14 protein-coding genes are annotated in these 14,325 nt (G+C 66.9%); 4 read left to right on the top strand and 10 right to left on the bottom strand.

The window, feature by feature from the left end:
* Positions 1 to 12 precede the first annotated feature (12 nt).
* Positions 13 to 1,176 (top strand): amidohydrolase family protein, encoded by a 1,164-nt coding sequence (locus ACPXB3_RS17110; RefSeq protein ID WP_425728657.1) that lies wholly within the window; start codon positions 13 to 15, stop codon positions 1,174 to 1,176.
* 32 nt (positions 1,177 to 1,208) lie between these two features.
* Here the strand turns inward: ACPXB3_RS17110 and ACPXB3_RS17105 are convergent, their stop codons facing one another.
* Both ACPXB3_RS17105 and ACPXB3_RS17100 read right to left on the bottom strand, forming a co-directional pair.
* Entirely contained in the window at positions 1,209 to 2,714 is a 1,506-nt protein-coding gene (locus ACPXB3_RS17105; RefSeq protein ID WP_425706365.1) for an amino acid permease, read from the bottom strand.
* A 250-nt stretch (positions 2,715 to 2,964) separates the two neighbouring features.
* A complete protein-coding gene (locus tag ACPXB3_RS17100) occupies positions 2,965 to 3,867 on the bottom strand; it encodes a serine/threonine-protein kinase (RefSeq protein WP_425728655.1) in 903 nt (300 codons plus the stop codon).
* 81 nt (positions 3,868 to 3,948) lie between these two features.
* Between ACPXB3_RS17100 and ACPXB3_RS17095 the strand changes: the two genes are divergently transcribed.
* Both ACPXB3_RS17095 and ACPXB3_RS17090 read left to right on the top strand, forming a co-directional pair.
* Positions 3,949 to 5,316: an FAD-binding oxidoreductase gene (locus ACPXB3_RS17095; RefSeq protein ID WP_425728653.1), complete on the top strand. Its 1,368-nt coding sequence runs from the start codon at positions 3,949 to 3,951 to the stop codon at positions 5,314 to 5,316.
* Positions 5,317 to 5,407: 91 nt separating this feature from the next.
* Positions 5,408 to 6,334, top strand: coding sequence for a LysR family transcriptional regulator (locus ACPXB3_RS17090; RefSeq protein ID WP_425728651.1), 927 nt, complete (start codon positions 5,408 to 5,410; stop codon positions 6,332 to 6,334).
* Here ACPXB3_RS17090 and ACPXB3_RS17085 read toward each other — a convergent pair.
* The 7 genes from ACPXB3_RS17085 to ACPXB3_RS17055 all read right to left on the bottom strand — a co-directional run bounded on the left by ACPXB3_RS17085 (position 6,315) and on the right by ACPXB3_RS17055 (position 12,866).
* Entirely contained in the window at positions 6,315 to 7,997 is a 1,683-nt protein-coding gene (locus ACPXB3_RS17085; RefSeq protein WP_425728647.1) for an acyl-CoA dehydrogenase family protein, read from the bottom strand. The two genes, ACPXB3_RS17090 and ACPXB3_RS17085, sit on opposite strands and share 20 nt — an antisense overlap.
* On the bottom strand, positions 7,994 to 8,668 hold the full coding sequence (locus ACPXB3_RS17080) for a TetR/AcrR family transcriptional regulator C-terminal domain-containing protein (RefSeq protein ID WP_425728645.1): 675 nt from the start codon (positions 8,666 to 8,668) through the stop codon (positions 7,994 to 7,996). Before ACPXB3_RS17080 ends, ACPXB3_RS17085 begins: the two co-directional genes overlap by 4 nt.
* 184 nt (positions 8,669 to 8,852) lie before the next feature.
* Positions 8,853 to 9,287 carry a type II toxin-antitoxin system VapC family toxin gene (locus tag ACPXB3_RS17075; RefSeq protein WP_425706359.1) on the bottom strand — a complete coding sequence of 145 codons (435 nt, stop codon included), beginning with the start codon at positions 9,285 to 9,287 and terminating at the stop codon, positions 8,853 to 8,855.
* The gene (locus ACPXB3_RS17070) at positions 9,277 to 9,546 is read right to left on the bottom strand and encodes a type II toxin-antitoxin system Phd/YefM family antitoxin (protein WP_425706358.1); all 270 of its coding nucleotides are present in this window, start codon (positions 9,544 to 9,546) and stop codon (positions 9,277 to 9,279) included. Before ACPXB3_RS17070 ends, ACPXB3_RS17075 begins: the two co-directional genes overlap by 11 nt.
* A gap of 72 nt (positions 9,547 to 9,618) precedes the next feature.
* Complete coding sequence (locus tag ACPXB3_RS17065; protein ID WP_425728644.1) at positions 9,619 to 10,353, bottom strand: MgtC/SapB family protein; 735 nt, start codon at positions 10,351 to 10,353, stop codon at positions 9,619 to 9,621.
* Positions 10,354 to 10,469: 116 nt separating this feature from the next.
* Entirely contained in the window at positions 10,470 to 12,134 is a 1,665-nt protein-coding gene (locus tag ACPXB3_RS17060; protein WP_425728677.1) for an MDR family MFS transporter, read from the bottom strand.
* Positions 12,135 to 12,425: 291 nt separating this feature from the next.
* Positions 12,426 to 12,866 carry a MarR family winged helix-turn-helix transcriptional regulator gene (locus ACPXB3_RS17055; RefSeq protein ID WP_425706356.1) on the bottom strand — a complete coding sequence of 147 codons (441 nt, stop codon included), beginning with the start codon at positions 12,864 to 12,866 and terminating at the stop codon, positions 12,426 to 12,428.
* Positions 12,867 to 12,998: 132 nt separating this feature from the next.
* On the opposite strand from ACPXB3_RS17055, the gene ACPXB3_RS17050 reads away from it, so the two are divergent.
* On the top strand, positions 12,999 to 13,643 hold the full coding sequence (locus ACPXB3_RS17050) for a TetR/AcrR family transcriptional regulator (RefSeq protein ID WP_425728642.1): 645 nt from the start codon (positions 12,999 to 13,001) through the stop codon (positions 13,641 to 13,643).
* A 17-nt stretch (positions 13,644 to 13,660) separates the two neighbouring features.
* Here ACPXB3_RS17050 and ACPXB3_RS17045 read toward each other — a convergent pair whose 3' ends face one another.
* Positions 13,661 to 14,269, bottom strand: coding sequence for a TetR/AcrR family transcriptional regulator (locus ACPXB3_RS17045; RefSeq protein ID WP_425706354.1), 609 nt, complete (start codon positions 14,267 to 14,269; stop codon positions 13,661 to 13,663).
* Positions 14,270 to 14,325 lie beyond the last annotated feature (56 nt).

The following is a 14,325-nucleotide window of genomic DNA, read 5'->3' as shown; positions in this document are numbered from 1 at the left end:
AATGTCGAATGGGTGACAACTCTGGCCCCGACGACCTCGGGGATCGTCGACGCCCACGTTCAGTACTGGAATCCGCGTCGGAACCCGTGGACGCGAAATCCGGTCGCACGCGGGTACCGGTATGTCCCCAAGATCGGGGACCGGCTCTTTTCGGTTGCCGTGCCCCAATCCGAACGCGAATACATTCTGACTCCGCACATCGTCGGACGTGCCTATGAGCCGCAGCATTACTGCGCCGACATCGCTGCCGTGGCCGAGGCGACGGGTGTCCCGATCGAGTCGGTGGTGGTGTCCGAGGCCTACTGGCGGCTCGGCGACACCCAGGATCCCGAGGCGGGCCGGCACGCCGTCGACGAGGTGCGCTACCTGCAGGGGCTGGCCCACGGTGCCGGGTCGGAGCCGTCCCTCGGTGCGATGATGGTGCGTGCCGACCCGCGCTCGGACGGATTCGTCGAGCGGCTCGACGCGCAGCTGGCGATCAGCGACCGCATCCGCGGCATCCAGGTCAACGCCACCCGGCATCCCGATCCCAAGGTCCGCTCGGCCGGGCCGGCCGATGGCATGTTGGCGTCCCCCTCGTTTCTGGCCGGGATCGAGAAGATCGCCGACCGCGGCCTGGCGCTGGAGGTGTTCGCCTACTCGCATCAGCTCTACGACGTCATCACCCTCGCCCGCGAGTTCCCGGACACGACCGTCATCATCGACCACTTCGGTTGTCCGGTAGGGGCTTTCGGGCCGGTCGGCCTGCGCACCGGAACCACGGCGGCTGCGCGCGCCGACATCATCCGGCTGTGGCGTGAGCGAATGGTCTCCATCGCGGCCGAACGCAACGTCGTCGTCAAGCTCTCCGGCCTGGCGATGCCCGTCCTCGGCTATGGGCGCGAGCCGTGGGGCAACATCGGGGCCCAGGAGACGCTGACCCAGATGATCGGCCCGCTGGTGCGCCACGTCGTCGCGCATTTCGGGGCGAGTCGGGTCATGTTCGGCTCGAACTTTCCCATCGACAAACCCAACGCCACGATCGACACCATCATCGGAAGTCTGCTGGAGATCCTCGAACCCTGGGGTGAGGCGGTGTCGCGTAACATCTTTCGCGACACCGCCCGCCGCGTCTACGACATCACCGAGCCGGAACCGGAGCCGACGCCTGACCCGGAGCCGGAGCCGGAGACGTGATCGGCCGGGTGGGGTGATCGGCCCGTCCCACCTCAGGCGCGCTCGTCGGGGTCACCGGATTCGTGCTCGGGCCCTCGGGGAATGGGTGGCTGCGGCATCACCGGATACTCGCCGGTGTAGCCCTGGCGCTGGGCGGCGATCGTCATCACCTTGCCCCGGCAGGCATACCAGCCCGCCGTCAGCAACGGGATGCCGACGAGGATCGCGATGAGGTTCCAGTAGTTGTCCCAGCACATCAGGACCACGACCGCCGCCAGGAACGCCAGGGTCAGATAGCTCGTGTACGGCGTGCCCGGCAACCGGAAGGCCGGCCGGGTCAGGATGCCCTTCTTCTCCCACCGGTAGAGCTGGATCTGGCAGGCGACGATCATGGCCCAGGTCGAGATGATGCCCAGGGCCGACAGATCCAGCGCGATGTTGAATGCCTTGGCCGGCACGAAGAGATTCAGCACGACGCCCAGCAGGGTGAGTGCGCCGGTGAGCGCGATGCCGCCGAACGGCACACCGTTGCGGTTCATCTTCGCGGTGAACGCCGGGCCGGTGCCGTTCATCGCCATCGACCGAAGCGTCCGGCCGGTGGAGTAGAGCCCGGCGTTGAGACTCGACAACGCGGCGGTGAGCACCACCACGTTCATGATGCCGCCGGCCGCGGGCACGCCGATCTTGGAGAAGAACGTCACAAAGGGACTCTCCCCGGCCTTGTACGTCGTGTACGGCAGCAGCAGGGCGAGCACGAGTAGCGAGCCGACGTAGAAGATGGCGATACGGACGATGACCGAATTGATGGCGCGCGGCATGACTTTCGCCGGTTCGGCGGTCTCGCCTGCGGCCGTGCCGACCAATTCGACTGCGGCGTAGGCGAAGATGACTCCCGAGGTGACGATGACCAGCGAGAACATCCCGGTGGGGAACATACCGCCGTTGTCGGAGATGACACTGAATCCGGTCGGGGAGCCCTCGATGTCGAAACGTCCGGCGAGGAACACGATACCGACGACCAGGAAGGTCACCAGCGCGGTCACCTTGATGATCGACGCCCAGAACTCCATCTCGCCGAACAGCTTCACCGAGATGATGTTGGTCGTCAGCACGATGGCCAGTGCCACCAACGCGATCAGCCACTGCGGCACACCCTTGAACATGCCCCAGTAGTGCACGTAGAGCGCGACCGCGGTGACGTCGACGATCGCGGTCGCCGCCCAGTTGAAGAAGTACAGCCAGCCGGTGACGAAAGCTGTTTTCTCACCGAAGAATTCGCGGGCGTAGGAGACGAACGAGCCCGACGACGGACGATGCAACACCAGCTCGCCGAGGGCACGCAGGATGAAGAAGACGAAGACGCCGCAGACCGCGTAGGTGATGAACAGCCCGGGCCCGGCGTCGTGCAAGCGGCTACCGGCGCCCATGAACAGGCCGGTACCGATCGCGCCGCCGATGGCGATCATCTGGATCTGTCGCGGTTTGAGGCTTTTCTGGTAGCCCTCGTCCTCATGGGTGAGGGCGGAATTGTCGTATGGGGCGCTGGGTTCGGCCGTCAATGTTTCCCCTTGATCGTGGTCGGCCCGTCTCCGAAGTCCGGTTGGCGACTCGTACGCGCGAGTGGAGCAGGACGATGTTGGACATTAGGGATTTCTCGTCACGGGCAGAACAGGTCCGTGTAAACGATGACTGCGGAACAGCCCGGTCACGCCGGGTGGGTGCGCCGGGAAATGGCCTTTTCAGCGGCGTTCGAAGCCCACGAATGTCCGAATTAACATGGCAGCGGCGGTGATACGGGTCACACCACGGCTAGGCTGGGCCGCGTGACCAGCGACGGCGGCGCAGCTCGTCGGGGGGCACCGGCACGTCGCGCAGTGCGCGCGTGATGATGTCGACGAATTCGGCGCAGGTCTGATAGCGATCCGCGGGATTCTTCGCCAGGGCCTTGGCGAAGACCGAATCGAGAGCCGACGGCAGCCACGCGCGGCGGCGGGTGAGCTTCGGTGGGTCGTCGCGGATGTGGGCGTGGGTGATGGCGAATGCCGTCGACCGCGGAAAGGGTGGTGTCCCGGTGAACAGTTCCACCAATGCGCAGGCGAACGAGTAGACGTCGGTGGCCGGGGAGAGTTGTTGCGCGGCAAGGAGCTCCGGCGCGGCATACGCGACCGATCCTTGCACTCGACCGTTGCGGGCGAGTGGTCGGGTGTCATCGAGGAGGCGGGCGATACCGAAATCGCTGAGTACGCCGTCGGCGTCGTCGGTCGCCGTCGTCAGCAGGATGTTCGCCGGTTTGACGTCGCGGTGAAGCACCTCACGCGTGTGGGCGTAGTCGAGGGCGTCGCCGATCTGTTGTGCCACCCGCAGCACCACCGAGACCCGGGGCTGGCGGTCATCGAGTGGGATCAGGGACGTCGCCGACGGGCCGGCGACGTACTGCATGGCCAGCCACAGTCGGGTGCCGGGTGCAGCGGTGTCGATGCGGACTTCACCGCGGTCGACCATCGAGACGATATGCGGATGGTCGAGCAGTGAGGCGATGGTGAACTCGCGCTCGAAGCGTTCGCGGGCCCGTCCGGCATCCGCGTCGTCGCCGTGTAGGACCTTGAGCGCCCACGGCCCCGAACCGTCGGTGCGATGCACCCGGTAGACGTCGGCGCTGCTGCCGTGTCCCACGGCGGCTTCGATGACGAAGCCTGCGACGGTCTCGCCCATCCGGAACACCTCGCCAGGGTATCGGCCGAAGAGTTCTTCCCGCTGACCTCGGCCCCGGACCGGCGGTTCTACGCTGAGATGATGAACAGCGTGGACGTCGACGGATTGCGGGCCGAACTCCCCGAGCAGATGCTCGTCACCGACCCCGACATTCTCGCCGGCTATCGCCAGGACCGCGCGTTCGATCCCGATGCGGGCACCCCGCTCGCCTTGATCCGGCCGGTCACCACCGAGCAGGTGCAGACCGTGCTCAGGTGGTGTGGCCACCACCGGGTACCGATCATCACGCGCGGTGCGGGCACCAGCCTCTCCGGCGGTTCCACCGCGGTGGACGGCGCGGTGATGATCTCGACCGAGAAGATGCGGGAGATCACCATCGACACCGCCACCCGCACCGCCGTCGTCCAGCCCGGCCTGCTCAATGCGGAGGTCAAGGCGGCTGCGGCGGCCAACGATCTCTGGTATCCGCCGGACCCCTCGTCCTTCGAGATCTGCTCGATCGGCGGCAACGTCGCCACCAATGCCGGCGGATTGTGTTGCGTCAAATACGGTGTCACCACCGACTACGTGCTCGGCATGGAGGTGGTGCTCGCCGACGGTCGCGCGATCCGTGTGGGCGGCAAGCAACTCAAGGACTCGGCCGGGTTGTCGTTGACCAAACTGTTCGTCGGCAGCGAGGGGCTCCTCGGCATCATCACCGAGGTCACGCTGCGGCTGCTGCCGCCGCAGGCGCAGGCGTGCACGGTGGTCGCGACGTTCGCCTCGGTGCACGAGGCCGGTGAGGCGGTGCTCGACATCACCGCCCGGATTCGGCCGGCGATGCTCGAATTCATGGACCAGGTGGCGATCAATGCCGTCGAGGACATGTTGCGCATGGGCCTCGACCGTGAGGCCGGCGCGCTGCTCGTCGCCCAGTCCGATGCGCCCGGTCCGGCCGGTGCCGCCGAGGTGGAGATCATTCGTGCGGCCTTCGAATCCCGGGGCGCTGCCGAGGTTTTCGCCACCACCGACCCCGCCGAGGGCGAGGCCTTCACCGCGGCGCGCCGGGCCGCGATCCCCGCCGTGGAGAAGCTCGGTTCGCTGCTGCTCGAAGATGTCGGGGTGCCGCTGCCCGCGCTGCCCGTCCTGATCGACGGGGTCGGCACGATCGCGTCCGATAATCGCGTGCTGATCTCGGTCATCGCGCATGCCGGTGACGGCAACACCCATCCGCTCATCGTGTTCGACCCCGACGACGCCGACGAGCACGATCGTGCGCATCGGGCCTTCGGTCAGGTGATGGATCTGGCGATCTCGTTGGGCGGCACCATCACCGGTGAACATGGGGTGGGCCGCCTCAAGAAGGGCTGGCTCCCCGACCAGGTGGGTCCCGACGTCATGGAACTGACCGCCACCATCAAGGCCGCCCTCGATCCCGATGGACTGCTGAACCCCGGCGTCGTGCTGTAGCCGCAACACGGTTCGCGGACAATCGTCGTCAACGGATAATGTGCCTACTGACAAAACCAGTTTGAGAGTGGAGGTGGGGCAGGTGGAACGTATGCGTGACCTGGATCTACGGCGACTGCGGATGTTCATGGCTGTCGTCGACGCCCCCTCCCTCCGGGTTGCCGCCGAACGTCTCTACATCTCCCAGCAAGCGCTCTCGGTGGCCATCCGCGAGCTCGAACGCCAGCTCGACGTCGAATTGTTCTCCCGGTCGCGTCGCGCGCTGACGCCGACGCCGGCCGGTCTGGCCCTCTACGAGGGGGCGGTACCGTTGCTGGCCGGCGGAGCGAACCTCGCGTCCGAGGTGCAGATGATCGACGCAAACAAGCCCACACCGTTCAGCATCGGGCACACCCCGGGTCTCGCGCCGTCGGAGGTGTTCCAGGTCATCGAGGGTGCGGTACTGGCCGATCCGTCCGTCTCGATCACCGTCAAACCGATCTGGCCTGGTGACATTCACGATGCGATCACGGCCGGGGACATCGACCTCGCGCTGGCCCGCAGTCACACCGCGGTCCCGAATCTGGCCGGCGCGATCGCGACCAGGCACGAGTTGCGGCTCGCGGTCAACGCGGCCAATCCGCTGGCCGAGCACGCCACCTGTGCGATGAAGGATCTCGCCAACCATCCGATCGTGGTGTCCGAACTCGAGGACGACTACAAGAACATGATCGTGTCGTATTGCCGCCGAGTCGGTTTCGAGCCGGAGATCATCGTCTCCAATCTGCGTGGCACACCCCCGCACATGTCGGTCATCACCCATCCGGACGGCTGTGCATTCGTCACCAACCAGCCGGGTTGGCTGTACCAGGATCAGATCCGCATCATTTCCTTCGACGACCCGCCGATGACCCCGGTGATGGCAATGTGGTTGCCCAACACCGCTTCCCGGACGCGAAACGCCATCCTCGACGCGGTCGGGGCCAGTGCCGTTCCAGGGGGCAGTGTCGATCCAGGAGTCAGTGCCGATCCAGGATGACGTCCAGGTCGGTGCCGGCGGGTAGTGTCCCGTATTCGAAGCCACGATCGGCGCCGAGGCGGGCGGCGATGAAGGCATCGGCGACCCCGTCCGGTGAAAAACGCACGAGCAGTGAGGCTTGCAACGCCAGCGCCATCGACTCGACGACGCGGCGTGCGGTGCGCTGAGCCGATGCGGCGTCGAGTCCGGCGAGTTCGGCGAGCTGGGTGCGTACCCGATCGAGGTGTGCGTCGAGGACGGGGTGGGCGCCTCGGGCCCGATTGATCTCGTCGTCGAAGGCACCGACCGATTCCGGCTCGCGGGTCATGGCCCGCAGCACGTCGAGCGCGATGACGTTGCCCGAACCCTCCCAGACGGCCATCACCGGCTGCTCCCGATACCGCATCGCGAGCGGGAAGTCTTCGGTATATCCGTTGCCGCCCAAGCATTCCAGCGCTTCGTAGGCATGGTGCGGGCCACGTTTGCAGATCCAGTACTTGGCGACGGCGGTGGCCAGCCGCCGGAAGGCGCGTTCGGTGTCGGAGGCGTCCTCGTCGTGGGCGCGCGCCAGTCGCATCGCGGTGACGGTGGCGGCCTCCGATTCCAGGGCGAGGTCGGCGAGTACCGCGGTCATGGCGGGCTGATCGGCCAGCGTCGCACCGAACGCCGCGCGGTGGCGCGCATGCCAGAGTGCCTCACCGGTGGCCTGACGCATGCCGGCGGCGCTGCCGATGACGCAGTCGAGGCGGGTCTGGGCGACCATCTCGATGATGGTGCGTACCCCGCGGCCCGGTTCGCCGACCATCAGGGCCACGGTGCCGTCGAGTTCGATCTCGCTGGACGCGTTGGACTTGTTGCCGAGCTTGTTCTTGAGGCGCTGGATACCGAAGACGTTGCGGGTGCCGTCGGGCAGGACGCGCGGCAGCAGGAAGCACGAAAGTCCTTCGCCGCCTGGGCCTTGCGACTGTGCGAGCACCAGGAAGGCATCCGACATCGGGGCCGAGCAGAACCACTTGTGGCCGGTCAGCAGATACTCGGCGCCCGGCCCGCCGGTGCCGGTCGGCACGGCGACGGTGGTGTTGGCCCGCACGTCCGAGCCGCCTTGCTTCTCGGTCATCGACATCCCGAAGACCGCCGAGCTCTTGTCCGCGGACAGCTCGGCGGAGTAGCTGCGCGACAATGCCTTCGGTACCCAATGTGCGGCGACGTCGGGCTGCAGTTCCAGTGACGGGATCACCGCATGCGTCATCGACACCGGGCAGGCGTGCCCGGGCTCGATCTGCCCGAACAGCATGAACACCGCCGCGCGTGCGACATGCGATCCGGGCTGCGGATCATCCCAGCAACGGGTATGCGCCCCATGCGAGATCGCCGCGGAGATGATGCGGTGATACGCCGGGTGATACTCGACCTCGTCGATTCGATGGCCCCACCGGTCGAAGCTGTGCAACTCGGGCGTGATCGTGTTGGCCAGGTGCGCGTCGTCCTGGAAGCCCGCGCTGCCCACGAGCGCGCCGACGGTGCGCAATTCGTCTTCGGCCCACGCTGCGTCGTGTCGGCGAACCGCTTCTTGCAGAACGATGTTCAGGTCGTACTCGTTGATGTCCACGCGCGGCGTGGACTGGTTGGTGACGGTGTGGGTGACGTGTGGTCGTGGATGGGTGGTGGACGTGGTGGCGGTCATCGGGCGGCCTTTCCGGTGGCGGGGACGGTGGTGGGGCGTAGTGGCCGGTCGAGGACCTGCTCGGGGATCTGCATGTTGGTGAACACGATGGTGACGGCGTCGGCGACGGAGGCGCCCAGTTCGTCTGCGCCCGATTCATTTGCCACCGCGGCATTCTGGACGGTCAGACCGAAGATCGCCGACCAGAACGCGCGCGCCTCGACGCCGATGTCGGCGCGCAGTTGCCACCCGGTACGCACCAGGGTGTCGAGCAGGGCGGCCTCGCCGCGGTCGTGCAACGTGGTGAGCGTGTCGGTGATGTAGGGGCGCAGATCGGTCCGGCGCGGCACCAGCAGCAGTGCCCGGGTGAACAGTTCGACACCGCGCGCCTGCGGCCCGAGCAGCGTCTCGACCAGGGTTCGGGTGTAGTCGCGGACCGTCGCCGACGACGCCGCCGCCTCTTCGGCGTGCCGGCCGGCCCGCAGCACCGCGGCGCAGGCCACCTCGACGAACAGTTGCTCTTTGGAGCCGAAGTAGTAGGTGACCTGATTGGGGAACGCATCCGCCCGCGCGCAGATCTGTGCGACCGACGCCGTCTCCCCGACCTCGGTGAACACCTCGGTCGCCGCGCGTAGCAGCGCGTCACGGGTTGCCTTGCCTGCGTCGCGGGTCGCGCGTCGAGATGTGGTCACGGTCACTCCTGGTGTTTGTATGACAAACAATAAACTGACCGGGGTGCTGGAGGCAATGTTGGGTGGATTCTCGAGGCGACGTGTGATCTCGGCGCGGGCGGATTCGCTTGTGCCGTAGATCGGTGTCAGCAGGTGACACCGATCTACGGCAGCGACTCGATCTGCGGGTCGACGGTGCCGCGACTCAGGTGATCGGGCGATGTACGGGAATGATCCGGACGACGTCGTCCAGACCGGCAAAATCATCCGGATTCGTTGTGTAGAGCGGCAATTCCGCAGTGATGGCCACCGCTGCGATCATCAGGTCGGCCACGCGCCGCCGAGGTGTTCGCCCATGTGCCCGCACCGCGGCGCTGACCCTGCCGAACGCTCGGGCCGATTCGGTGTCGAACGGGAGGGGATCGAACTCGCTTTCCGTTCGCTGGAGTATCTCTGCGCGCCGCGCGCGTTCGGCGATCGCGTCCGTGTCCTCGCCGCCGACCATATGCACTCCCGCGGACAGTTCGGCGAGGGTGATCGTGCTGATCGCCATCTCGTCCGGGAGCTCGTCGGGATCAAGCGCGTGGCGGAGGATCACGATGTTCGTGTCGAGGAGACCTCGGGGCACGTCAGCGCGCATACGGGTCGTCCGGCGTCGACAAGTATGTGTCATCTTGTTCCGACCGGAACCTGTCGAGATCGATCGACGGAGCCATACGCGAGCCGCGGGCGAAATCGGCACGCGTGACGAACTGGCGGCGTCGGCGGAGCGGGACCAGCTCGCCGATCGCATGCCCGTCCCTGGTCACCGTGAACGAGTCGCCCTTTTCGACTGCGTCCATGATCTCCTTCGAGCGTATGCGCAGGTCGCGCTGGCTCACTTCGTGCGGCATGCTCATGTAGCACACAGTAGCACCGGGTGCTACGAGCCGAGGATTTCGGCGACCGCGGCGTCGTGATCATGTGGAGGATCAGTCGTTCTCGTCCTCGCCCTGATCGACCCGGACCACCCCGTCGATGCCGGCGAGGGTGCTCGTGGCGGCGTCGGCTCCGCGTCCGTGGAATCGGAGGCTGATCATCACGAGGGGAACCCGGTGGTCGTCGGACTGCGTCCGCGCACGGTCGGCGATGTCGAGGGAACTGATCGTCCAGGAGTGCGAGGTGCAGGTGGCGAGCAGGTCACGCAGCACGCCCCGGCCGTCCTCGTAGGTGATGGTGTAGGTCCGCTCGGCCTGCCCACGCGCACTCATGAGGCGGCCGAGCGGTGTGTAGGCGAAGACGATGACGAAGTGCAGCCCGGTGACCAGCAACGCCAGTAGCGGCAGACCGGCGCCTGCGGCCATACCGATCGCGGCGGTCTCCCAGACGGAGGCCGCCGTGGTCAGACCGCGGATGGCGCCGCGGCGGGTGATGATCAGTCCGGCACCGAGGAAGCCGATGCCGGAGACGATCTGCGCGGCGACACGCGACGGATCGAGCACCACCGTGCCGGGCTGCAGGACGTCGGAGAATCCGTACTTGCTGACGATGAGGATCAGCGCCGAGGCCGTCCCGACGATCGTCTGGGTGCGCAGGCCCGCGCTCTTGCCCTGGAACTGGCGTTCCAGGCCGATCACCGACGAGAGCACGAACGCCACCAGGAGCTCGCCGAATTGCCGCCAGCCCTGACCGTGTGCGGAATCCATTGCCGCCAGGACGTGGGTCATTCACCGATTATGGCTCACCACACGCCGCGGCCAGGGGCTTGCGCCCATAAAAATGACCGGCGGCTCACGGCAAATGCCATGAGCCGCCGGGCGATTGGTTCCGATGACGTCAGTGCTCAGCGGTTCGAGAACTGGTCGCGACCCGGGGCGCGCTCGGGTCCGTCGGGCGTTCCGGCCACCGCGGGAGCGGCGATGATCTCGGTCAACCCGGCGTCGGCGTCGTCGACTGACAACGCTGACGCATCAGCGGTGCCCGGTTCTGGGGCGTTGCCGTGATGCTCGTCGAAGGCGCTCTGGGTCTTGAGCGCGACCTCCTTGATGAACAGCACCGCGATCAGGCTGATCGCCGCCATCACCGCGGCCACCAGGAAGATGCGCGCGGTGCCGTCGCCGTAGGCGCCGCGTACCAGATCGGCCAGCGGAGCGGGCAAGTCGTTCAGATTGGACAGGCCCGCCCCGGAGGCGCCGGCCTGGGCCGTGTCGATACCCATGGCGCTGAGCCCCTTGGCGATGAGGTCGGTGACGTGGTTGGACAACACCGCGCCGAGCACCGACACGCCGGCCGCGCCACCGAGGGACCGGAAGAACGTGACGGTGGAGGTGGCCGACCCCAGATTGGCCGGGGCGACGTTGTTCTGGACGGCCAGCACCAGGTTCTGCATGGTCATGCCCATGCCGAGACCCAGCACGAACAGATAGCCGCTCATCAGGACCATGTTGGTGTGCGCGTCGATCGTCGCCAGCAAGGCGAAACCGGCGGTCATCAGGGTGGCACCGGCAACGATGAAGCCCTTCCACCGGCCGAAGCGGGTGATCAGCTGTCCCGACACCGTCGCCGACAGCATCGAGCCGATGATCATCGGCAGCATCAACAGTCCCGCGGCGGTCGGTGAGTGGCCGCGGGCGATCTGGAAGTACTGACCCAGGAACACCGCACTGCCGAACAGCGCCACACCGACGGCGAGGCTGGCGACGGTGGCCAGGGCAATGGTCCGGTCACGGAACAGCCGCAGCGGAATGATCGGATCCTTGGCCCGCGACTCGACGAACAGTGCCGCCGCCAGCAAGACCAGGCCGAGTCCCACGAGACCGAAGGTCCATCCGGAGATCCAGTCGAAGTTCTTGCCCGCCAAGGTGACCCAGATCAGCAGCGTGCTCACGCCGGCAGCGATCAACACCGCGCCGGAGTAGTCGATCCGGACATCCTTGCGGATGACCGGCAGGTTCAGGGTGCGTTGGATGACGAGCAGCGCGATGACGGCCAGCGGCACGCACACGTAGAAGGTCCAGCGCCAGCCGAGCCAGCTGGTGTCGACGATGACGCCACCGATCAACGGTCCGGCGACCGTGGCCAGTGACATGACCGCGGCGATGGGCCCTTGGTAGCGGCCGCGTTCGCGCGGGCTGAACATCGATGCGATGACGATGACGACCAGCGCCTGCAGTCCGCCGAGACCCAGTCCCTGGATGACGCGGAATCCGATCAGCATGCCCACCGACTGGGACAGGCCGGCCAGGACGGACCCGAGGGTGAACAGCGTCAACGCGATCTGCACCAGCAGCTTCTTGCTGATGAGGTCGGAGAGCTTGCCCCACAAGGGCGTGGTCGCGGTGGATGCCAGCAGGGTGGCGGTGACCACCCAGGTGTACTGGTCCTGGGTGCCGTGCAGGTCGGTGATGATCACCGGCAACGCGTTGGACACGATCGTCGATGACAAGAACGCGACGAACATGCCGAGCAGCAGTCCGACGAGCGCTTCGATGCGCTGCCGGTGTGTCATCGACACGTCCGACGCCGAAGCGAGCGGCGCGCGCTTCGAAACGGTCGTACTCATGGGCGGATACCTCCATAGATCAAGCGAATCCATCCGCGAAGAAGCGCGGGGGAAAGGTGGTGGTCGGCGATGGCCGAGGTTCGTCGTCATGCCCGGGAGTGCGCGGCGTCGCCGGGCACAGCAATTAGTTGACTGGCGCAACTATAAGCGTAATAGATGCAACACGCAACTATCTCGGCCTATTCCGGCCCGCGCGAGGTGTGATCGGATGCCCGGCACGGCAGGCCGGGCCCGGCGTCAGCCGGCGGCGTCGGTGGTCTCGGCGAGGCGTCGCAGCAGCTCGGTGAGGGTACGGATGTCGTCGGGGTTCCATTCAGACAGGCGCTGGCGCCACTCGAGAACGGAGGAGGCGACCACGTCGTCGAAGCGGGCGCGGCCGGCATCGGTGAGGCGGACCACGCGGGCGCGGGCGTCGTCGGGGTCGGGAGTGCGTTCGACGAGCCCGAGGCGCACCACCGCGTCGATCTGGCGAGTGACCGTCGACTTGTCGAGGCCGAGTTCGGGCACGAGCTGTGACATCGGCAGCGACTCGTGCGCGGCGAGGACGGTGATCAGAGGATAGGCCGACGGGTCCAGATGCGGGTCGATCGCGTGCGCACGGGTCCGCATGCGCCCGCGTCCGCGCCGCCAGATGCCGGCGAGTTCGGCTTCCAACTCGGTGATCGGGTCCGCGCTCATCCTCGGCAATCCCCCTCGCATCGACAGGCCGGGCGGGCGCCCGACTCGCTCAGCGTAACGGGCAACAGGCCCGCGGGTTGGCCTAGGATGGCGGAGTTCGACGAAAGCCGATGGCTGGCAAGGGGAGTGACAGTGGGTGAGGCCGGGCCGAAAGACGGGGGGCCGAAAGACGGGAGGCGGATCGGCGACTGGCGCGACTATCCGCCGTTGGCGTTGCCCACGATTCTCGACGTCGCGCTGCGGCAGATCGTCGAACACGGCTATGACGCCACCAGCGTCCGCACCATCGCCGGTGAGGTCGGGGTCACCGTCCCGGCGCTGTACTACCACCATCAGAACAAGCAGGCCATCCTCGTTGCGCTCTTCGACCACGCGATGAGTACGGTCGGCGCACATGTCGACGCCGCGCTGGCGCAGGCCGGTGACGACCCGGTGCGACGGCTCTCGGCGATGGTCGAGGCGATCGTCCTCTATATGGCCCACTACCGCGATCTGGCCTTTCTCGACTCCGAGCGTCGGTCGCTGACCGCCGATAACGGCCGCCGGTATCGCGAACATCGTGACGGGATCGACGTCAAACTCCGTGCCGCGATCGAAGATGGTTGCCGCGCTGACATTTTCGCGACAACTGTGCCGGATTCGGCGCGCCGGGCGATCCTGTCGATGTGTCAGGGAGTCGCGAACTGGTATCACCCGGACGGCCCGAAAACCCCCGGTGAGACCGCGGCAGAGTACGTCCGCATCGCCCTCGCTGCGGTCGAATACCGCGCGGCCTGACCGGGTCGTCGGCGGCGTCAGTCGTCGGTGGGCGGCGCGTCCGCAGGCAGCTCGACCCCGAGTTCGTCCCACGGGCCGATGGCGCTCTCGAGCAGAACCCGGAATCCGGCGGCGAGCGCCTCGTGCGAGCGCAGCGTCCCGCTTTCGTATCCCACCAGCAGATACATCGACATGGTCGCGTAGTCCTGGGCCGGAAAATCGTCTCCGAGGGCCACCCGATAGGTCTCGGCGATGAAGTCGCGGCGCTCGAGATCGACCTCCTCCTGGTGCCTGCGGACCTCGGCGTCCTGCGCCGCCCAGACGCGGATCGCCCGCTCGGAGTCGTGCGGCAGCGTCAGCCCGATGTCCACGAGTACCGCCAGTCGCTGCCGTGGGTCGGTCACCTTGCGCGCCTCGGCGATCGGGCGGCGACTCTTCTCCTCGCGCCAGTAGACGATCAGCGCCGAGGAGAACTCGGCCCAATTGTCGAAGGCGTGATAGAAACTGCCGGTGGTGGCGTCGGCTCTCGCGCAGACCGCGGCGAGCTTGAGTGCGCCGTAACCGTCCTCGGCGAGGACGATCAGACCGGCCTCCAGGAATCGCACACGCGCGTACCGCGACGGTGTCGATCTCCTCTCGCGGGCCATGACCCCCGATACTAGGCCCGCTTGTTGTTGATCTGCATCACACCCCGTGTTACAAC

Source organism: Gordonia sp. DT219 (assembly GCF_049847065.1).
Lineage (GTDB): Bacteria > Actinomycetota > Actinomycetes > Mycobacteriales > Mycobacteriaceae > Gordonia.
The sequence above is the reverse complement of the archived record's forward strand: the minus strand, read 5'-3'. Positions and strand labels throughout refer to the sequence as shown.